The sequence below is a fragment of the Caldifermentibacillus hisashii genome (genome assembly GCF_039654145.1).
Classification (GTDB): domain Bacteria; phylum Bacillota; class Bacilli; order Bacillales; family Caldibacillaceae; genus Caldifermentibacillus; species Caldifermentibacillus hisashii.
This window is the reverse complement of record NZ_CP155467.1, coordinates 2677829-2698163: the sequence shown is the minus strand read 5'-3', so window position 1 is coordinate 2698163 and position 20335 is coordinate 2677829. Positions and strand designations below refer to the sequence as shown.

Annotated in this window: 19 protein-coding genes and 2 other annotated features; of the genes, 15 read left to right on the top strand and 4 right to left on the bottom strand. The window is 37.9% G+C overall.

The window, feature by feature from the left end; translation table 11 throughout:
* Positions 1-177: 177 nt before the first annotated feature.
* The 12 genes from NSQ14_RS13125 to NSQ14_RS13070 all read left to right on the top strand — a co-directional run bounded on the left by NSQ14_RS13125 (position 178) and on the right by NSQ14_RS13070 (position 11844).
* Positions 178-1206: a glyceraldehyde-3-phosphate dehydrogenase gene (locus NSQ14_RS13125; protein WP_041846472.1), complete on the top strand. Its 1029-nt coding sequence runs from the start codon at positions 178-180 to the stop codon at positions 1204-1206.
* A gap of 538 nt (positions 1207-1744) precedes the next feature.
* Positions 1745-2125 (top strand): adenosylmethionine decarboxylase, encoded by a 381-nt coding sequence (gene speD, locus NSQ14_RS13120; protein ID WP_034771636.1) that lies wholly within the window; start codon positions 1745-1747, stop codon positions 2123-2125.
* Between the two features lie 152 nt (positions 2126-2277).
* Positions 2278-2667 carry a hypothetical protein gene (locus NSQ14_RS13115; protein WP_041846473.1) on the top strand — a complete coding sequence of 130 codons (390 nt, stop codon included), beginning with the start codon at positions 2278-2280 and terminating at the stop codon, positions 2665-2667.
* Positions 2668-2822: 155 nt separating this feature from the next.
* Positions 2823-3287, top strand: a complete 465-nt coding sequence (nrdR, locus tag NSQ14_RS13110; RefSeq protein WP_034771635.1) for a transcriptional regulator NrdR — start codon at positions 2823-2825, stop codon at positions 3285-3287.
* A gap of 83 nt (positions 3288-3370) precedes the next feature.
* Complete coding sequence (locus tag NSQ14_RS13105; RefSeq protein WP_034771634.1) at positions 3371-4735, top strand: replication initiation and membrane attachment family protein; 1365 nt, start codon at positions 3371-3373, stop codon at positions 4733-4735.
* A gap of 85 nt (positions 4736-4820) precedes the next feature.
* Positions 4821-5753 (top strand): primosomal protein DnaI, encoded by a 933-nt coding sequence (gene dnaI, locus NSQ14_RS13100; RefSeq protein ID WP_034771633.1) that lies wholly within the window; start codon positions 4821-4823, stop codon positions 5751-5753.
* A 175-nt stretch (positions 5754-5928) separates the two neighbouring features.
* Positions 5929-6765 (top strand): sporulation protein YtxC, encoded by an 837-nt coding sequence (gene ytxC / locus NSQ14_RS13095; RefSeq protein WP_041847953.1) that lies wholly within the window; start codon positions 5929-5931, stop codon positions 6763-6765.
* Positions 6766-7036: 271 nt separating this feature from the next.
* Positions 7037-7267: a binding site (T-box leader), on the top strand.
* A gap of 173 nt (positions 7268-7440) precedes the next feature.
* Entirely contained in the window at positions 7441-9375 is a 1935-nt protein-coding gene (gene thrS / locus NSQ14_RS13090) for a threonine--tRNA ligase (protein ID WP_227090622.1), read from the top strand.
* A 256-nt stretch (positions 9376-9631) separates the two neighbouring features.
* Positions 9632-9765: a sequence feature (ribosomal protein L20 leader region), on the top strand.
* An 82-nt stretch (positions 9766-9847) separates the two neighbouring features.
* A complete protein-coding gene (infC, locus tag NSQ14_RS13085; protein ID WP_034771627.1) occupies positions 9848-10351 on the top strand; it encodes a translation initiation factor IF-3 in 504 nt (167 codons plus the stop codon).
* A 17-nt stretch (positions 10352-10368) separates the two neighbouring features.
* Positions 10369-10557 (top strand): 50S ribosomal protein L35, encoded by a 189-nt coding sequence (rpmI, locus tag NSQ14_RS13080; protein WP_034771626.1) that lies wholly within the window; start codon positions 10369-10371, stop codon positions 10555-10557.
* Between the two features lie 97 nt (positions 10558-10654).
* Positions 10655-11014, top strand: a complete 360-nt coding sequence (gene rplT / locus NSQ14_RS13075) for a 50S ribosomal protein L20 (protein WP_041847955.1) — start codon at positions 10655-10657, stop codon at positions 11012-11014.
* Positions 11015-11271: 257 nt separating this feature from the next.
* Positions 11272-11844, top strand: coding sequence for a TVP38/TMEM64 family protein (locus tag NSQ14_RS13070; RefSeq protein ID WP_034771624.1), 573 nt, complete (start codon positions 11272-11274; stop codon positions 11842-11844).
* A gap of 219 nt (positions 11845-12063) precedes the next feature.
* Here the strand turns inward: NSQ14_RS13070 and NSQ14_RS13065 are convergent, their stop codons facing one another.
* Positions 12064-12471: a hypothetical protein gene (locus NSQ14_RS13065; RefSeq protein ID WP_041903845.1), complete on the bottom strand. Its 408-nt coding sequence runs from the start codon at positions 12469-12471 to the stop codon at positions 12064-12066.
* A gap of 152 nt (positions 12472-12623) precedes the next feature.
* Between NSQ14_RS13065 and dut the strand changes: the two genes are divergently transcribed.
* A complete protein-coding gene (gene dut / locus NSQ14_RS13060) occupies positions 12624-13058 on the top strand; it encodes a dUTP diphosphatase (protein WP_041903847.1) in 435 nt (144 codons plus the stop codon).
* A gap of 103 nt (positions 13059-13161) precedes the next feature.
* A complete protein-coding gene (locus tag NSQ14_RS13055) occupies positions 13162-14250 on the top strand; it encodes a M42 family metallopeptidase (protein WP_346216475.1) in 1089 nt (362 codons plus the stop codon).
* Between the two features lie 65 nt (positions 14251-14315).
* On the opposite strand, the gene NSQ14_RS13050 is transcribed toward NSQ14_RS13055, so the two are convergent.
* The gene (locus NSQ14_RS13050; RefSeq protein ID WP_346216474.1) at positions 14316-15155 is read right to left on the bottom strand and encodes an MBL fold metallo-hydrolase; all 840 of its coding nucleotides are present in this window, start codon (positions 15153-15155) and stop codon (positions 14316-14318) included.
* The gene (gene sspI, locus NSQ14_RS13045) at positions 15155-15364 is read right to left on the bottom strand and encodes a small acid-soluble spore protein SspI (RefSeq protein WP_041846480.1); all 210 of its coding nucleotides are present in this window, start codon (positions 15362-15364) and stop codon (positions 15155-15157) included. Before sspI ends, NSQ14_RS13050 begins: the two co-directional genes overlap by 1 nt.
* Positions 15365-16019: 655 nt before the next feature.
* Between sspI and NSQ14_RS13040 the strand changes: the two genes are divergently transcribed.
* Complete coding sequence (locus NSQ14_RS13040; RefSeq protein ID WP_041847958.1) at positions 16020-16772, top strand: TrmH family RNA methyltransferase; 753 nt, start codon at positions 16020-16022, stop codon at positions 16770-16772.
* Positions 16773-17993: 1221 nt separating this feature from the next.
* On the opposite strand, the gene NSQ14_RS13035 is transcribed toward NSQ14_RS13040, so the two are convergent.
* Complete coding sequence (locus NSQ14_RS13035; protein WP_095141517.1) at positions 17994-19736, bottom strand: methyl-accepting chemotaxis protein; 1743 nt, start codon at positions 19734-19736, stop codon at positions 17994-17996.
* Positions 19737-20335: the final 599 nt, after the last annotated feature.

Sequence of the window (20335 nt, the reverse complement as noted above, 5' to 3'; positions counted from 1 at the left end):
TTCTCGGATCCATTTCCCCCTTTTTCGCCACATACGATGACATGGAGAGCCCGTATTCCCCGATCTCCAAACTTTTTTCGAAAAATGGCAACTAATATGTGAACTTTTCATAAAATATGTTATACTAATTACGATGATTATCTGAATTATGTATCATAAATAACAAGGGGGACCATCATGGTTAAAAAAGTAGCAATAAATGGTTTTGGAAGAATCGGACGCATGGTATTTCGCAGGGCAATATTGATGAACGATTTCGATATTGTCGCTGTTAATGCAAGTTATCCTCCAGAAACGCTTGCACACTTATTAAAATACGATACAGTTCACGGGAGATTTCACGGGGAAGTGGAATTTGGGGAAAACAGCCTAGTAGTTAACGGTAAAGAGGTACTTTTAGTCAACAAAAGAGATCCTGAACAATTACCTTGGAAAGATTTAAATATTGATATTGTCATTGAAGCAACAGGAAAATTTAATTCTCGTGAAAAAGCCGGACTTCACCTGAAAGCAGGTGCGAAAAAAGTAATATTAACAGCACCGGGGAAAAATGAGGATGTGACAATTGTTGTTGGTGTAAATGACACCGTTTTAAATATTGACAAGCATGAAATAATTTCAAATGCATCCTGTACAACAAATTGCTTGGCGCCTGTTATTAAAGTTTTAGATGAGCAATTTGGTGTTGAAAACGGATTTATGACAACGGTACATGCCTATACGAATGATCAAAAAAATATTGATAATCCGCACAAAGATTTACGCCGGGCACGTGCATGCGGTCAATCTATTATTCCAACAACGACCGGAGCAGCGAAGGCAATTGGCAAAGTATTACCGCATTTAAATGGAAAATTACATGGCATAGCTTTACGTGTACCGACACCGAATGTTTCACTTGTTGACTTAGTAGTTGATTTGAAAAAAGAAGTGACAGCTGAAGAGGTGAACGATGCATTTGTCTATGCAAGTAAAAACGATTTGCGGGGTATTCTTGATATAACTTATGAACCATTAGTATCTGTTGACTTTAATACAGATTCCCACTCTTCCATTGTAGATGGACTCTCGACAATGGTTTTAGAAGGAAATAAGGTGAAAGTATTGGCATGGTATGACAATGAATGGGGTTATTCATGTCGCGTTGTCGATTTAGCAAAAATGGTCTCGAACCAAATGGCAAGAGAGATGGAACCAAGTTTCTAAATGGAACACCTAATCGTGGATAATATAGTTTGACTACGAGGAATCGTATTTTTTTCACATAACATACAAGCGGTGTAAAATTGTTTTAATTGAAAAATATGAAGGAGACCCAAGATTGTATTCTTGGGTTTTTCCTTTTGGCTAATAGGAAAGTATAAATTTTTCAATTTCTACTTTCCTAACGCATAAGTGCAACTACGGCTCTGCTCTCGCCGAGTTTTCTTTAGTAAATTTACCAAGAACGATTATTTTTTGATCGTCTTTGTACATGGTTTCAAAATATAATCACATTTACAAATTCCTTATGTATATAATGTTATGGATGCTTCATATATGAGGGTTTTTTTAAGATACCTAGAGCATTTATTGATTGATTAATATAGGAAAACCTTGTATACTGATAGGCGTGGAAAAATAACTACTTAAAGGGTTAGGGCCTCTCTGGACTAACTTCCCCCGTGGTAGTTATGCAATTTTTGTCGTGTACACTCATTTACCTGTATGTACAGGAAAAAATCATTAAAGGGGGAACGTACGTATGAATACATTGGGTCGTCATGTTATTTCAGAATTATGGGGTTGTGACTATAACAAACTGAATGATATGGATTTTATTGAAAGATTATTTGTTGATGCTGCGTTGAAGTCCGGTGCTGAAGTTCGGGAGGTTGCCTTCCATAAATTCGCACCTCAAGGAGTCAGTGGGGTTGTCATCATTTCAGAATCCCATTTAACCATCCACAGTTTTCCTGAGCACGGTTATGCAAGTATTGATGTTTATACGTGCGGTAATTTGGATCCAACCATTGCCGCGGATTATATAGCGGAAAAATTGAATGCAACATCAAGAGAGACGATAGAGTTTCCCAGAGGAATGGGTCCTATCGAAGTGAAAAGTCCAAGTGTACAAAATGTCTAATTGAAAAAAATATTTCAAAAGATGATGTTGAGTATAAACATCATCTTTTTTTATAGATACAAAATGTAGTAAGATAAAACTATATAGATTTACGTTTGATAAGGACAACATAAAAAATTTTTGAAAAATGAATGAAAAGGATGTTTGAGAGAATGAGTAGAAAGCCATCAATTTTTCAACGATTCCAAAAAAATTGCGAAACGTCTGATGATCATTTTGACAAAGATTTAAAAAGCCATTATTATAAAAGTTCGTTTGATAAGGTATTAACAACGGTTGAAGATATGTTTAAAAAAGATCCGGCAATGAAAATCACCGCCGTTTCTAAGGACCGCGGGGAAATTTCTGTTTCAATGACAAGTAGGCCAAAAGCGTTTATTATTGTCACAGTTATTCAAGTTCGACCATTTCAAACCGCCGTTGATTTCATGGTATCTTCTGAAATTTTTTCGATATTTGGTCTTTACCCGACATTGAAGAAACTTGTCTTACGCTTTTATCAAGAATTGGACAAGCAGTTGCCAAAATCGGATATGAAATAGATAAAAATTATTTCACCAATAAATCTATAGCTAAAAATTAACGGAACGGACATCCTGAATTTTTTCGAACATAAGAACTGTGCTATGGAAGTTATTAACCATAAGACATGAAAAAAATCCCAAAATAAGGAAGAAAGAATAAGGAGGAATAAGAGGTGAAATGTCCAACGTGTAAATATAATGGGACAAGGGTTATTGATTCAAGACCTGTCGATGAAGGCAGGGCTATCCGCAGACGTCGTGAATGTGAAGAATGCGGCTACCGCTTCACAACCTTTGAAAGGGTTGAAGAATATCCATTAATCGTTATCAAAAAGGAAGGTACAAGAGAAGAATTCAGCCGGGATAAAATTTTGCGCGGATTACTTCGGGCATGTGAAAAACGTCCGGTCAGTTTAAATCAGCTTGAAATTATCACTGCTGAAGTGGAAAGGGAATTACGGAATCTCGGCGTTTCAGAAGTAAAAAGTGAAGTGATTGGTGAGATGGTTATGGATAAATTGGCAAAAATAGATGAAGTCGCTTATGTTCGATTTGCATCTGTCTATCGCCAATTTAAAGATATTAACGTATTTATTGAAGAATTGAAAGACCTTTTAAAAAAAGAGCATAAAGAATGACTCGAATGTTGAGATGGTCGTTAGACTCTCCGTTTAGAGTGGGATAAATACAAAAAAATAAAAGAAAGGTCGAGGTTGTTTTCATGGAACCACATTGGAAGGAACTGATACCGGGAGATCAATATATTGTTTGGATTGAGGGTCCGTTAAATGTGGATGATTCAAAGGTGCTAACCTTATTATATCAACCGCTTATCGGCCCGATATGTGTCAGTTTATACATGACATTATTGAACCAAATTGGGAAGAGTCGCCTACAATCTGAACCAGCTTCACACTATTATATTATGAATTTACTTGATTTAAACTTGGCCGAAATTTATAATGCAAGAAAAAAATTGGAGGCAATTGGCCTGTTGGAGTCGTTTGTAAAAAAAAATAACGATTCCCGTTCCTTCCTGTATATTTTAAAGCCTCCCTTATCACCACGCCAATTTTTCACGGACGGTTTATTGAACATCTACCTTTATCAAAAAATTGGTCATGATTACTATCAGCGTCTAAAACATGATTTTGCCGATGAAGCAATAAATACAGATGGTTTTGAAAAGATTACCCAACCATTCCAACAAGTATTTGGCTCAACCCATTCTTTCCCTTATGAAGCATTGAATGCAGAAGATGATGCAAAGGCTCTCCCCGGAAAAATGGAGGCCAAGCCGGTGACAGTAGCCCCCGACTTTTTTGACTTTGACTTGTTCATGGCAGGACTTGATGAAGCAGTTGTCCCAAAAACCGCCATTACGAAAAAGGTTAAAGAAGTAATTTTAAAATTAGCGTTTTTATATGGGATTGACGCCATTCAAATGAAAAATATAGTCATGGGCAGTTTAAATGTCGATAATGAGGTAGATATGGAAACTTTGCGGAAAAGGGCAAGAGATTGGTATAAAATTGAGCATTATAACTCTCTGCCAAAATTAATTGATCGTACCCAAAGTCCAATCTACGAGTCGGATACAGATGTACCGAAAACAAAGGAGGATCGCCTTGTTCGTTATTTAGAAACAGTGAGTCCGCGACAAGTCTTAACGGATTTATCGGATGGCTCTGAACCGGCGGAAAGTGATTTAAGGTTAATTGAGGAAATCATGATTAATCAAAAATTAAACTCCGGCGTTGTCAATGTCCTAATTCAATATTGCATGCTTAGAACCGACATGAAATTATCGAAAGCTTTTGTTGAAAAAATTGCATCGCACTGGGCACGGAAAAAAATTAAAACCGTTAAAGAAGCAATGGCACTGGCAAAAGATGAGCATCGTAAGTATATCGAATGGCAACAAAACAAAAAGAACAAACCAACATCGAAAAGAAAAGCAGTTCGTACGGAAAAAGTACCGGACTGGCTTGAAAACCGAAATGACGGTCAGGAAAAACAGAATGAAAAGGTTGATATCGAATTGAAAAAAAGTTTAGAAGAACGATTGAAAAAATATAGAAAATAGAAATGGTAAAATTAGAGAATTGACATGATGATAAACGATTTTACCGATATGTACTCCAGATAAAATGAGGAGGTGTGCTCCCGCTATGGAAAATATTAGAGAAACATTAAATCGGATAAGTAATCGGGATGATTTTCAAAAAAGATTTACGATGATACGGCAGGAAATCATGTCCCATCCTGATGTACGTGCTTTTCTTTTGGAACATCAAGATGAAATTTCGGGACCAATGATTGACCGCAGTCTTGGTAAATTATATGAATTTGTCTCGCAAAGTAGAGGGTGTAAGGAATGTCCTTCTTTGGAACAATGTAAAAATATCATTCCCGGCTATGAACCGGAACTTGTGCTAGTAAATAATGGGATCGATGTCCACTATGTGCCATGCCGCTTAAAACGGTTAGCCGATGAAAAAAAGAAAATGGAAAACAGAATTCAATGCCTCTACATGCCAAAAGATATCCTGCAAGCATCTTTAGGAAATGTCATTCTCGATACGGACAATCGTATGCAAGCAGTTGATAAGGTGGAACAATTTATCTCTAATTATGGAAGTGAACATTTCCAAAGAGGCTTTTATTTTTATGGGCCTTTTGGAACGGGGAAAACCTATTTACTCGGAGCTGTAGCGCACGAATTAGCCGGAATAGGAATTTCATCTATTATTGTTTATGTTCCTGAACTAATTCGAGAGATGAAGCAGGCAATTAGTGACCATACATTAAATGAAAAAATAGACATGCTGAAAAAAGCGCCGGTTCTTATGTTCGACGATATCGGAGCTGAAGCAGTTTCGAGCTGGGTAAGGGATGAAGTTCTCGGACCGATATTACAATTCCGTATGTTGGAAAGGTTGCCGACTTTTTTTACTTCAAACTTTAATTTAAATGAGTTAGAACATCATTTAACCTACTCACAACGCGGGGAAGAGGAAAAACTTAAAGCTGCAAGGATCATTGAACGGATCAAATTTTTGGCCGAGCCGGTTCCCATTGATGGACCGAATAAAAGAAAGTAGACGAGACCTTTAACACCTTACAAAAAATAATTAATAAGGATACTCGAAACATCTAAAAAAACTTATACGTAAAGGTACAACAGGAACCTCGCTAATTCATGTAGCGAGGTTCAGTTCTAAAGTAACCAAGCTCCCCATATATATGAAACAGGAATGCCTCACAGGGGGGACGGAGATGTTTTCAATTCAATTTAATAATAAAGAGGATTTAAATTTTTTTTATCAATCATTTTTAAAAAACAAATCGGAACATATCCAAATTGAAAGGAAATCCTTACAACTGGATTTCATTTTTCCGGGTATGAAGAAAGGAGATTTTTTAACTGACATATATAAACACTTAAAAAAATTTATTATGGAAAAAAAACGGATGGAGTGGTGTCAGGAAATACTTGAAAATGATTTTTTCTATACCGATACGGATGAACAAATTCAAATTATTGAAATGGTCTACTCGATCATGGAAGGAAAAAGAAAAGATCTGCCATTCGAGATCGATCATGCTTCTTTAGAGGAACAGCTTGATCAAGCTTTACTGGAAGTGATTCGTTCAAGCCACATCCTGTCCATCGATGCCTTGATAACTTTCCGACTTCGCTTTTATATTGAAAAACTTTCATCTTATCTCGAAATTGCCATTGACGAGTACAAAATGGAACAGGATTATCAGTCCTTTATTTTCTATTTGCGTAATTTTTTGGCTGAGCGGTCAGCACAAATGAAATGTATCTATTTGGTGAATGAGGACGGATTTCAATTTTATGATGAACATAAAAACAAAATCAAACGTTCGGATTTAGATAAACGAATAGATCGAAAATTATTGTCAGATCATCCCGTTTATGTTGATTCAGTCACCATTGCTCCGCTAATTTCAATTGCTCCTGAAATCATCTATTTATATACGGAACAGCCGGAAAACGGGATTATTCAAACGCTAAAAAACATTTTTGAAGAAAAATTAATTATTTTATCTTTGCAGGATTTTTCTTATGACCAAAGAGAAAAATGATCACGTGCATTTATTAAGCGGATATATACTTTACCACGAAAAAAATCATTTCCATTCACTCTGGGGTAGACTGACGCCATTTGGGGGACTATAAAGAAAAATGACTACTTGCATTTTTAGTTTAAAAAACTTATAATACCTACATACTAGTTAAGAGTTATTTTTCTCAAAACGTTGACTGAGTCGACTTGTTATAAAGCAATTTTACTGAGAAAAAATTGACGTTGGGAGCACATCTCAGTTTCTTTTTAAACAATAATTAAATGGATAGAAAAAAGTGATGCAAAGGACAAGGGTCTGTTGTTACGGTTTATAGAGAGGGAAGGACGGTGGAAACTTCCTAACACGAATAATGGACTTACCCCCTTTAAACTTCAACTGTGAAAGATTTTCAAGTAATGGTTGACGGAACCGACCGTTATCGGCTTCTTGAGTCGCAATGGTTTTTTAAACTTTGCGAGAATCAGGGTGGAACCACGGGTATTTAAAACTCGTCCCTACTTTTAGGGGCGGGTTTTTTATTTTTCATTAAAAAAGTATAATTTCCAGCTGGGATACTCATTCGACATAGTTGGAAATACACCTTTCTTTAGAAGTGAGTGATCGACAAAGGAGTCCCAAGTCGTTCCTCATCTAAACCAGGTAAAATTTCAAATACTTGAGGAGGCAGTAATCATGTCAGAAAGGATTCAAATTACATTTCCGGATGGAGCAGTGAAGGAGTTTTCAAAAGGTGTAACAATGGAGGAAATTGCTGCATCGATTAGTCCGGGATTGAAGAAAAAAGCCTATGCGGGAAAATTAAACGGATCATTAATCGATTTGCGTACACCGATTGAGGAAAGCGGCGAAATCCAAATTTTAACTGATAAGGATCCGGAAAGTCTGGAAATTTTGCGCCATAGTACGGCACACTTGATGGCTCAAGCAATTAAACGGTTATATAAGAACGTCAAGCTTGGTGTTGGCCCGGTCATTGAAAACGGCTTTTACTATGATATTGATTTAGAGGAATCCATCACCCCGGAAGACCTTCCTAAAATTGAAAAAGAAATGAAAAAAATCGTCAATGAAAATCTTGAAATTGTCCGGAAAGTTGTCAGCCGGGAAGAAGCGATTCAAATGTATAAAGAAATTGGCGATGAATATAAGTTGGAACTCATTGAGGCCATTCCTGAAAATGAAACAGTAACTATCTATGAACAAGGTGAATTTTTCGATCTTTGCCGTGGTGTTCATGTTCCGTCGACAGGAAAAATTAAGGAATTCAAGTTGCTTAGCATTGCCGGTGCCTATTGGCGTGGGGACAGCGACAATAAAATGTTGCAACGGATTTACGGAACTGCCTTTTTTACCAAAGCGGAATTGGATGCCCACTTGAAAATGTTGGAAGAAGCAAAAGAACGCGATCACCGGAAACTTGGAAAAGAATTAGGTATTTTTGCCATCAATCAACTCGTTGGCCAAGGGCTGCCATTATGGTTGCCTAAAGGGGCAACGGTTCGCCGTACAATTGAACGGTATATTGTTGATAAAGAAATCAGTCTTGGCTACGACCATGTGTATACACCGGTTCTTGCCAATGTCGATTTATATAAAACAAGTGGTCACTGGGATCATTATCATGATGATATGTACCCGCCTATGGATATGGGTGACGGTGAAGAATTAGTACTCCGGCCGATGAACTGCCCGCACCATATGATGATTTATAAAAACAGCAAGCATTCCTATCGAGAACTACCAATTCGGATTGCCGAACTTGGGACGATGCATCGTTTTGAAATGAGCGGGGCATTATCCGGACTGCAACGGGTTCGCGGTATGACATTAAATGATGCCCATATTTTCGTTCGTCCGGACCAAATTAAGGACGAGTTCAAACGGGTTGTTACGTTGATTATGGAAGTATATAAAGACTTCAATATTACCGACTTCTCTTTCCGTTTATCCTACCGTGATCCGGAAGATACGAAAAAGTATTTTGATGATGATGAAATGTGGGAAAAAGCACAGAGCATGTTGAAATCAGCAATGGATGATCTAGGTCTTGATTATTTCGAGGCAGAAGGTGAAGCAGCATTCTATGGTCCGAAACTTGATGTCCAAGTGAAAACGGCGATTGGGAAAGAAGAAACTTTGTCAACCATCCAATTAGACTTTTTATTACCGGAACGCTTTGATTTAACTTATGTCGGAGAAGACGGGAAACCGCATCGTCCGGTCGTTATCCATCGTGGTGTTGTTTCAACGATGGAACGGTTTGTCGCTTATTTACTTGAAGAATACAAAGGGGCATTTCCAACATGGCTGGCACCGGTTCAAGTCCAAGTGATTCCGGTATCCCCTGAAATCCATTTTGACTATGCAAAAACCGTTCAAGAAGAGTTGAAAAAGGCCGGTATACGTGTTGAATTGGATGCCCGCAATGAAAAAATGGGTTATAAAATTCGTGAAGCACAAGTTCAAAAAATCCCATACATGCTTGTTGTCGGGGATAAAGAAATGGAAGAAAAAGCCGTCAACGTCCGAAAATACGGAGAACAAAAATCGGAAACAATGGCATTTGATACGTTCTTAGCGCAAATTAAGCAAGAGGCAAGGAAATAGACGCATATTGTTGGACACTGTTGGACACCAGCTCCTTGAGAGTTGGTGTTTTTATCAAACGAACGCATATTTTGTCTGGTGAATTATTTAACAATTTCCCACATTTCGCTCTTATTCCCTACTTTTTTCTAAACAATGTTGTTTTTCTCTTTCTTTTTTGTTATACTACTTTTTGTTGTGTTTGCTTAATAAAAGCGAGCATTGACAATGAAGGATATCTATGCTATATTTAAAAAAGTGAAATTGAATACGGTTTGTGAAAAAGAAGAGGCACCCGCTTCTCACCTGGAGGACGCTTAAGCTGTTAACAGGTTTTGACTGGCAAACGATGATGTGAATGAACACGGAAATCTAATGTGCGGGTGTATGTACCCGCACTTTTTTATATTTGAAATAGTGGGGAATCGCTCTTTTCCAACCAAACCCAAGTATTCACAAAATCCTTTGGAGGTGTCTTAATATTAGCAAAGATATGATGGTCAACGAGGGCATTCGTGCTCGTGAAGTTCGTTTAATTGATGCGAATGGGGAACAATTAGGTATCAAATCAAAAGTTGAAGCCTTGGAAATTGCAGCCCGTAGAAATCTGGATCTTGTTTTAGTTGCTCCAAACGCGAAGCCGCCGGTAGCGAGAATCATGGATTACGGGAAATTTCGTTTTGAGCAACAAAAGAAAGAAAAAGAAGCTCGAAAAAATCAAAAAGTGATCAGTATAAAAGAAGTCCGTTTCAGCCCGACTATTGATGAACATGACTTCAATACAAAATTACGAAATGCCCGGAAATTTTTAGAAAAAGGCGATAAGGTGAAAGCATCTTTACGCTTTAAAGGTCGGGCAATCACCCATAAAGAAATTGGTCAAAAAGTACTGGATCGTCTGGCAGCAGAATGTTCAGATATTGCTGTTATCGAATCAAAGCCAAAAATGGAAGGACGCAGCATGTTCTTGGTACTTGCACCAAAAATTGAAAAGTAATCAAGGAGGAAATTGTTATGCCTAAAATGAAAACGCACAGTGGCTCTTCAAAACGCTTCAAGAAAACAGGAACCGGTAAATTGAAACGTTCCCATGCTTACAGAAGCCATATGTTTGCAAATAAAACACAAAAACAAAAACGGAAACTTCGTAAAGGTACACTTGTATCTTCCGGTGACTATAAACGCATCAAACAAATGATCTAATGATCAGGCTGTGTTGCAGCTTATTTAGTAAGTGAAAATCAACACGAAGAACAGAGTTATTTTAAATAGGTAAGAATTACTAGGAGGTTTTTAAACTATGGCACGTGTAAAAGGTGGTACTGTTACGCGCAGACGTCGTAAAAAAGTACTGAAATTAGCAAAAGGGTACTACGGTTCGAAACATCGTTTATATAAAGTTGCAAATCAACAAGTTATGAAATCGTTAATGTATGCATATCGTGACCGCCGTAAACGGAAAAGTGAATTCCGTAAATTATGGATCACTCGTATTAATGCGGCAGCACGCCAAAACGGTCTTTCTTACAGCCGTTTAATGCATGGGTTAAAACTTGCCGGTATTGAAGTAAACCGCAAAATGCTTGCTGACCTGGCTATTGCAGACCCACAAGCATTTACCCAACTGGTTGATACTGCAAAAGCACAATTAAACAAGTAAAAGATGGACGGGACTTATTCATAAGAAAAGGTCCCGTTTTCTTTTTGGAGTGAAAAATTGGTGCTCCCTTAATAAAGGTGCTTTTTATAAAATACTAACTCACTCAATGACCGGAAACGAGATTCCTCGCAGTAAAGCTTCTTACATAAAAAATCATCATATCTTTACCGGTTTTTGTATAGGCTTAAATAGAGAAGCTTCCCTTTGATGATTAAGAATATCAAGTGTTGCAACTTAGAACAATGGGAGGGCAAAAGATGGGTGAAAAAACAAATTATGTGTTATCATTCTTGGAGTTTAGCGGATTTTTCGCACCCGTGGCATTTATTCTCTTTCATATTGTCAGACAATTCCTGTTTATTCCGGCTGTTATAGTATGCTTAGCAGGTGGTCTACTATTCGGTTCCGTGTTTGGCAGTCTTTACTCATTAATTGGCTTAACCATATCCAGTTTTCTCATTTATTTTCTTTTAAAATTGTTCCCAAGTGTTCATAACCGTCTGCATCAAATCAAATTGAAATGGTTCGGACCATATACAAATCTCACCCACGGTCAAATTGCTCTTTTAAAACTGATTCCTTTTATGCATTATCAACTGCTTAGTTATTGTCTTTTGGAGCGGAACAAAAATTTCCAAGATTATGCAGTAGGTTCATTGTATACCAATATACCCGTGGTCATCTTTTATACAGTGTTTGGCCAATTTTTTAATTCCTTTACCCCGACAATGGCCGTCATCTTTCTCATTGCACTATCTGTATTGATTGTGGTCTTGCGGGAAAAATTTGTTGTCATCAAGTGGAAAGACTTCTTTAAAGCAACTTCCTGAGTTTTTTGTAAACCTTCTGTAAAGGCAGTTGTTGTTCCTCTTATTTTATCCCATTCTTTCACGCCCAAATCTTGTATTCACGGCAGATTTGCGCCACAGTGTGAAAAAGTGCCAAGAAGTGTTTTCTTGGCACTTTTCCTATACGGTAAGATTGGTTCAACTAACCATCAGCGGGATAAAGAAAAACCTGCTGCTGGAGAGTTCAATTTATTATAAAAATCACATTGTTTGATTCGGTAAGTTGTCATCAGAATTAAGGAATTCTTTAATGGGACTTTTCCAATCAATTTTAGCATTTTTATAATGTTGTAAAATATGTTGTTCGATTGTTTTAAAATCATTTTTTGTTAACCCTTTTAATGCTCCCACATCTTTTGGAAAAACAAATATCGAAATAATATCGAATGAATCCGTTGTCGTTCCTAAATATTTTTCACCTTCAAATAGAACCCCTTTATAAGTTAAAGTGAAATTTTTGCGAACATTATTTGGGTCATCCAGAAAATAAAACCGTTTTTGCTCATGGGCAAGTTCGAGTTTCCGCTTTGGATGTAACAAATAACGGATCCCGCTATATATAAGGAGAAGAATGATCATCAGAAAGATAATACGAATTAATAGTCCCATATAAATGCCTCCTTGATAGATGTTTCTATACGCAAAACAATTATCCTTCCGTTCATATTACTAATGCTACGAAATGGAAGGAAAAAGGTTTCAGTTTTTGTTTCTTTTGATATAATTTTTTTAGTACTTTTTTTTGACAAGGAGAATCTAAGATGAATGACCAATTAAAAGTAAAATTAATAAAAGAAGATGCCAAATTACCTCAGTATGCCAATCCGGGTGATGCCGGATTAGATTTATTTTCAGTAGAGGAGAAAATAATTAAACCGGGTGAGTTTGAATTAATTTCTACCGGAATAAGTCTTGAATTGCCACCCGGAACTGAAGCACAAGTTCGTCCAAGAAGCGGACTGGCACTAAAACACGGGATAACCTTACTAAATAGCCCCGGTACCATTGATGAAGGATATAGGGGGGAAGTGAAAGTAATGTTAATCAACCATGGGAAGAAAGAATTTAAGGTAGAAAAACATATGCGCATTGCCCAAATGGTCATCGCACCGGTAACCAGGATGAATGTCATTGAAGTGGAGGAAATTTCTGATTCCGTAAGAGGAGAGGGCGGATTCGGGTCGACAGGCTGGTAATCGTCCGCCATTTTGCAACCGGGAATTTGCTAAAAGGAATTGAGCATAATTGTTAGCTAAAATTTGAACGAGTATCATGTTTTTCAATTTAGGAGGGATCGATTTGATAAAATTAGATGAAACATTATTGATGTTGAAAGAGTTAACCGATGCAAAAGGAATTCCCGGAAATGAACGGGAAGTACGTGAGGTCATGAAAAAATACATATCACCTTTTGCTGATGAAATAACCTATGATGGGTTAGGAAGCTTAATTGCTAAAAAAATTGGTGAAGGCACCGGTCCAAAAATCATGCTTAGCGGTCATTTGGATGAAGTAGGATTTATGGTCACAAGTATTGATGATAAGGGATTCATCCGGTTTCAAACAGTTGGCGGTTGGTGGAGTCAAGTCATGCTGGCTCAACGTGTCACCGTTGTTACTTCAAAAGGTGAATCGATTACCGGCGTCATTGGATCAAAACCACCACATATTTTACCTTTAGAAGTACGAAAGAAACCGTTCGATGTGAAAGATATGTTTATAGATATCGGAGCAACCTCCAAAGAAGAAGCAACTTCATGGGGGGTACGACCGGGAGATATGATCGTCCCTTATTTCGAATTCACCGTAATGAAAAATGAAAAATTCCTGCTTGCCAAAGCTTGGGATAATCGAATTGGCTGTGCGGTAGTTATCGATGTATTGAAAAACTTACAAAAGGAAAAACATCCAAATATCGTTTACGGTGTTGGAGCGGTTCAGGAAGAAGTCGGCCGCCGTGGGGCAAAAACTGCAGCTTATCAAATTGAACCGGATATCGGTTTTGCATTAGATGTCGGAACAGCAGGGGACACACCGGGCATAACGGAAAAAGAATCGCTCAGCAAATTGGGAGACGGACCGCAAATAATCATTTATGATGCTACATTGGTTTCCCATAAAGGTTTACGTGAGTTTGTGACAAGTGTAGCGGATGAACTGAACATTCCTTATCAGTTTGAATCCATTCCGGGTGGGGGAACAGATGCCGGTTCTATTCATCTGGTAAAATCCGGTGTACCATCGATGGCGATTACCATATCGACACGTTACCTTCATTCCAATGCCAGCATCATTCACAGGGATGATTATGAAAATACGGTAAAATTATTAACGGAACTTGTAAAGCGATTGGATCGAAAGACTGTAAATAAAATTAAGTTTGAATAAGTGAAGACGAAAAGAACCGGTGAAGTTGCCCGGTTCTTTTTTACTCTTATAATAAAAAAAACGATTTAAACGAATTTGCCATAATCCGGAACGGCAATGGTATCAAATTCATTGACAAGCTTTGTTAATCCTTGTTCAAGCTCCTCGCCTTCCATTGGCAATCCGTGACCTGTTACAGCTACTCGAGGGTGTAAGGCAGCTAATTTTTCCACCGATTTTTTGGCTAGTTGCCAATCAGTTGTTAAATAACGGGGTGGTCCGTTCACTTCCCGTTCCTGGACAAGTACTTTTGCAAGTGAATCTTGCTTTACGGTAATGAAAGCATCACCGGCAATTAAGGTTCGATCTTTTTCACGGAATAAAGAAATATGCCCGTCTGAATGTCCCGGTGTATGAATCCATTTCCATTCGGACAAATGCGGTAATTCTCCGTTATCCGGGAGAGGCTTCACGTGATTGCCTAAGTGTACTCCTTCATTCGGGAACATTGGCGATATTTTTGCAACAAGGCCACCCTCAACCGTTCCGTCCGGGTCCGGATAATTTTTTTGCCCGGTTAAATATGGAATTTCCAATGGATGTGCGTATACAGGAACATCCCATTGAGTAAGTAATTTTTCTATTGAGCCAACATGGTCAAAATGTCCGTGAGTTAAAATGATGGCTTCCGGTTTTGCATTTTCGCCAAATATTTCTTCAACAATTTCAAAAATCTTTTTTTCTGATTCAGGCATTCCTGTGTCTATTAAGACAAAATCGTTGCTTGTCCGAACCATCGCAATATTGACGATTTGAATGGTGTAGGAAAAAACTCCCTCCGCCACTTGTTGGACAAGGCCATTTGTTAACGATGTCATCGGTATAAACTTTCCATCCATCGTTTGATTTTCTTGCCGGTGTTCCATTATTTATTTAATCCTTCTTCTAGATTTTCCAGCATCATTTTTTGCTCATTTGGATCTGCATTTTGCCAAATTACTTCAAATAAGACACCAAGTCCCGGAAGCATTTTTTCTTCACCGACTTGAATAGCATCAACAATCGTTTCTCGCAATTGATCTTGTGAATTACCTGCAATATTTTCTTTAACCGCATTTCGTAAATTGAAGTTCATGATTTCAGCCTCCTCTTTAATTTGCTAATAAGAAAAGTATAAATTTTTCAATTTCTACTTTCCTAATGCATAAGTGCTCTTGCGGCTTTGCTTTCGCTAAAGGCTCGGACACCCGAGTTTTCTTTAAAAGATAAGAAAGTATAAAAATACAAGTAAATAACTTGGAATTAGTTTTATTGTCTAGCTCCGAGCGCCAGCGACTGAGAAACTAGCTCCCCTTTAATGTGCTCCTGCGCCATAGCCTATTCGAGGAAGCGGATGTTCAGCTCGTCGCAAAGCTTCATGAAGTACATCAAGGAAGATTACTCATGAAGTTCGCTCAAGTAGCAGCTTCACTACGATAAGTCAACATCGGCTCGTCACTCGCCGTGTTTCCTTTTCCTTAGAAAAAGCTACTCGCTTTTTCTTCGTGCGATGCTTATTCAAGGAAGATTATTCAAAGTCCTCGAAAATGCATTCGCATTTTCTTCGTGCGATGCCTATTCGGGGAAGCAAATCTGTTCTCATTGCGGGGCGCTCCAGTTTGTACGTCGCTAAGCGGGCGCTCTGCGCTTTTCTTATCAACGTTATTGTTTTACTTTTTGTGGTGTATTATGTATAAGGAATTCGATATAATGAAAAATATCGTTAGAACAAGAATCTGAAGGAGAAACATATGAAATTTATTCAATCCAAAAAAAATGAAAAAGTAAAACAGTGGAAGAAACTGCTGACGAGAAAAGAGCGGGATAAATCCGGTTTGTTTATTATTGAAGGGGAACATTTGGTTGAAGAGGCCCATTCAGCTGAACAAATTGTCGAGCTGATTGTCACCGAACAACATTATGCAAAATTGCCAAAAACAAAATTTGGAGGTATCGATTTATTCGTAATCGTCAACGAAATAGCAAAAGTGATTTCGGATACAGAAACGTCACAGGGCATTTTTGCTGTCTGCAAACAACCGGAATCAAGGAGAGTAGAAGGAAAAACATGGTTATTAATTGATGCTGTACAAGACCCGGGTAATATCGGGACAATGATTCGGACTGCAGATAGTGCCGGTCTTGATGCCGTCATTGTTGGAGAGGGTAGTGTAGATATTTATAATGCAAAAGTGTTACGTGCAGCTCAAGGAAGTCATTTCCATTTACCCATCATTCGAGGCAACCTGCATCAATGGATTGAAAAACTGGAGCAAAATAACATCCCGATCTATGGTACCGCACTGAAAAATGCTGTATCAATGTATGAAGTGACACCGGTTGATAAGTTTGCATTAATTGTCGGGAATGAAGGGCAAGGCGTGAATGAAGAGCTGTTAAGGAAAACAGTGAAAAATTTATACATCCCGATTTACGGAAAAAGTGAATCATTAAATGTATCAGTTGCAACCGGAATCCTCCTTTATTATTTAAGAAGACCGTAATTCTTATATGTCAGAAGTCCAAGGTTTGGAAGCTTCAGTGGAAGTAAGTTTTTTCATGTCAATTTAACATGATAACGGCTGTCAAGAATAAAATCTACGGTGAATGACTGAAAAAGTTCCCGAGACCGGTTTTCGAGAACATAAAACGGGATTTGTTCAATCCTATGGGACAGTTTAGTCTATTTTCCAACTAATTTTGTCTCATACAGCCGGGCTATGAGACAGTTCTGTTCCATTTTTTAATGGTTTTGTCTCATAGAACGCAAATCAAGCAATCCTATGGGACAGTTTAGTCTATTTTCCAACTAATTTTGTCTCATACAGCCGGGCTATGAGACAGTTCTGTTCCATTTTTTAATGGTTTTGTCTCATAGAACGCAAATCAAGCAATCCTATGGGACAGTTTGGTTTATTTTCCAACTAATTTTGTCCCATAGAACCGGGCTATGAGACATTTCTATTCCGATTTTTGATAGTTTTGTCTCATAGAACGCAAATCAAGCAATCCTATGGGACAGTTTGGTTTATTTTCCAACTAATTTTGTCCCATATAGCCGGGCTATGAGACATTTCTATTCCGATTTTTGATAGTTTTGTCCCATAGAACACAAATCAAGCGAGCCTATGGGACATTTTGGCTTATCTTCCAACTAATTTTGTCCCATAGAACCGGTCTATGAGACATTTCTATTCCGATTTTTGATAGTTTTGTCCCATAGAACACAAATCAAGCAATCCTATGGGACAGTTTGGTTTATTTTCCAACTAATTTTGTCCCATAGAGCCGGGCTATAAGACATTTCTATTCCGATTTTTGATAGTTTTGTCCCATAGAACACAAATCAAGCGAGCCTATGGGACATTTTGGCTTATTTTCCAACTAATTTTGTCCCATACAGCCGGGCTATGAGACAGTTCTGTTCCATTTTTTGATGGCTTTGTCCCATAGAACACAAATCAAGCGAGCCTATGGGACATTTTGGCTTATTTTCCAACTAATTTTGTCCCATACAGCCGTGCTATGAGACATTTCTATTCCGATTTTTGATAGTTTTGTCCCATAGAGACACTTTTGCTCCAATTTTAGACAGTTTTGTCCCATAAAACGGGTTTCGTCCAATTCTATGGGACACTTCTTTTAAGTACAAATTCAGCGGTGAAGACCGAAAATCGACCGTGGGAACAGCTCTCGGGATTAATCAGACTTTGGATCCAAAAATTTTATTTTTCTCTTGAAAGAACAGATTCCAGTTCAGACAGAAAATGAATCACCTTATTTGAAGCTTGTTCAAGTTGTTGTAAAGCTTGCTCTGTACCGTGTATATTTCCTTTTGCATATTCTTCTGCGGCAATTTTTGCAAAACGATGCACATCTTTATGAGGTTCTTCCAATTTTTTATATGCAGAATGCGCTTTTACAAACGGTGGCAAATCCCCGTAATACCATTTGCCGAGCCTGCATGCCTCATGGGATGAAACTTGTTCCGGATCAATGGTTTGAATGCCTAACAACATGTTATAAACTTTCCATTTCCAAAGAAGATGATCTGTTTTCGCCACCCGAATCATATCAATCGAACTGAGCTTTACATTAATTCCAAAGAAAGAAAGGCGGTGCTCATCCATTTTCATGCTTAAATCATAAATGGTCTTTGCTGTATCCTTTGCAACTTCCTGAGTTTGGGAACTGTGATCATATATAACAGTATTTCGATCAGCAATTTCTGTAACTACAGCAGCTTGTTCTTCGGTCATTGCGGCAATATGAGAAGTAGACTGGCTTATTTCTTTCATCTTGGAAATAATTTGTGTGATTACTTCCCTTGTGTGCTGTGCACCTGTGACCGTTTTCTCAACAAGATCACCTGTATGCTTAATCTGCTGAATAACATCGGTGGAAACTTTACGTAATGAGTCCATATTCGATGTAATCTGAGTAATTTGTTCCTTTGTATGTTCAGCTAATTTTCGTACCTCTGAGGCAACCACAGCAAAACCTCTTCCTTGTTCACCGGCACGAGCAGCTTCGATACCTGCATTTAAAGCAAGTAAATTTGTTTGATCGGCAATTTCCCGGATAATTTTGACAACAGCTTGCGTTTGTTTAATTTCATGGCCAAGCCGATTTACTTGTTCAATGACTTGATGGTAAACTTGACCAACTTGGCTAATATCGTCCAACGCACCATCAATTACTACTTTGCTTTGATCTGCTGATTGTACTGCTTGTTCGGTTCCTTCAGCTACTTTTACAGCATTGTCGGCAACTTCTTGAATGGATGAACTCATCTCTTCCGTTGCTGCCGAAACACTATAACTTTCCTCCTTCTGCCTGTCCATCGAAAAAATTAATTGTTTCGTAGTGTCCAATTGCGTTGTTTGGTTAAGCATATCAGACACACCAAACAAAAAGGTCTTCACCGTTTCTTCCATATACACTTCAACAATAAGTTGCTGGTCAAAAGCGGCTAACTTTTGTATGGCAAGAACCATTTGAATCATTTGATCGGGTTTTTGGTGCAACTTTTCCATCAAAATTGATGTCATGAATTGGATTAAAAAATGGTAAGCCGAGATAAAATGATCTGCCGTCAAATGTATGCGGCTGTGGGCCTTGCTAACCATAATTCTTGTCATAATATATTCCTGATCGATTTCCGCACGAAGAAACTGCTCCAAATACTTCCCCAATGTTTGTCGCAGTTGTTCAACTGTGGAATATTCATTGATCATTTTCTTTAAATGATCAACGGCAAGAAGATTGTCATAAAATCGATTAACAATCTCATCCTTATATGGTAATAGAATCTGAGCCGCTTCCCTTACATGATTGACCGTATCCAGGTTGATACCCAAAAACACTAATCGCTCTCTAGCACGATCACCCACCTGGGAAATATCAGTTGCCTGAGAAAAATGTATGTAATCAGTCCATGTTTTTGTTTTCTTCAAAAAAATACTCATTTGTTTCCCCCCTATATCGCTACCCTTTGTTATCGTTTATAACTTCTGTTTTTCAATGACGAATCGTTTTCACCTAAATAAAAATGATAGGAATTTTTACTTACTACTAATATACTATATTTGTTTCAGATTTCTTTTCAAAACAATAACCCCCTTACCAAATCTTGGTTATTCATGAGTCAATATTACCATTTTTAAAACCGGTTTGAGAAGGATTATTCCGAATTATTTTTACTCATCAATGCCGTGCACAGACAGTTTTCGACTCCAACTCGGCTTATTCTTACTTTAGGTCGTCAAATATCGAAATTTCATTGAGTCGTGGCTTTCCCCATATACATTCATCAAATTACCAAAATGGACATTTTTCGTTCATGCCCATTGCTATTCCGTCAAAGTATCGCTATAATAATAAAATAAATCAATCAACAGAAAAGTAATGATTGAGGCTCATTCGTTTGGGTCATTTTGCTCAAGGGAGAAAATGCCGCGACTGGAAGCATTTTTAGCAAAATCCAAATGAACCTTCACCTCATGAACTCTCATCGGGACCACTTCTACATTTATACATACCTGAGAAGTGTAAAGATCGAGCGGGA

Bases quoted from the DNA above. Each gene is read 5' to 3' on its own strand.
- NSQ14_RS13125 (WP_041846472.1), top strand. From the start codon at position 178: ATGGTTAAAAAAGTAGCAATAAATGGTTTTGGAAGAATCGGACGCATG.
- speD (WP_034771636.1), top strand. From the start codon at position 1,745: ATGAATACATTGGGTCGTCATGTTATTTCAGAATTATGGGGTTGTGAC.
- NSQ14_RS13115 (WP_041846473.1), top strand. From the start codon at position 2,278: ATGAGTAGAAAGCCATCAATTTTTCAACGATTCCAAAAAAATTGCGAA.
- NSQ14_RS13105 (WP_034771634.1), top strand. From the start codon at position 3,371: ATGGAACCACATTGGAAGGAACTGATACCGGGAGATCAATATATTGTT.
- dnaI (WP_034771633.1), top strand. From the start codon at position 4,821: ATGGAAAATATTAGAGAAACATTAAATCGGATAAGTAATCGGGATGAT.
- ytxC (WP_041847953.1), top strand. From the start codon at position 5,929: ATGTTTTCAATTCAATTTAATAATAAAGAGGATTTAAATTTTTTTTAT.
- thrS (WP_227090622.1), top strand. From the start codon at position 7,441: ATGTCAGAAAGGATTCAAATTACATTTCCGGATGGAGCAGTGAAGGAG.
- infC (WP_034771627.1), top strand. From the start codon at position 9,848: ATGATGGTCAACGAGGGCATTCGTGCTCGTGAAGTTCGTTTAATTGAT.
- rpmI (WP_034771626.1), top strand. From the start codon at position 10,369: ATGCCTAAAATGAAAACGCACAGTGGCTCTTCAAAACGCTTCAAGAAA.
- rplT (WP_041847955.1), top strand. From the start codon at position 10,655: ATGGCACGTGTAAAAGGTGGTACTGTTACGCGCAGACGTCGTAAAAAA.
- NSQ14_RS13070 (WP_034771624.1), top strand. From the start codon at position 11,272: ATGGGTGAAAAAACAAATTATGTGTTATCATTCTTGGAGTTTAGCGGA.
- NSQ14_RS13065 (WP_041903845.1), bottom strand. From the start codon at position 12,471: ATGGGACTATTAATTCGTATTATCTTTCTGATGATCATTCTTCTCCTT.
- dut (WP_041903847.1), top strand. From the start codon at position 12,624: ATGAATGACCAATTAAAAGTAAAATTAATAAAAGAAGATGCCAAATTA.
- NSQ14_RS13050 (WP_346216474.1), bottom strand. From the start codon at position 15,155: ATGGAACACCGGCAAGAAAATCAAACGATGGATGGAAAGTTTATACCG.
- sspI (WP_041846480.1), bottom strand. From the start codon at position 15,364: ATGAACTTCAATTTACGAAATGCGGTTAAAGAAAATATTGCAGGTAAT.
- NSQ14_RS13040 (WP_041847958.1), top strand. From the start codon at position 16,020: ATGAAATTTATTCAATCCAAAAAAAATGAAAAAGTAAAACAGTGGAAG.
- NSQ14_RS13035 (WP_095141517.1), bottom strand. From the start codon at position 19,736: ATGAGTATTTTTTTGAAGAAAACAAAAACATGGACTGATTACATACAT.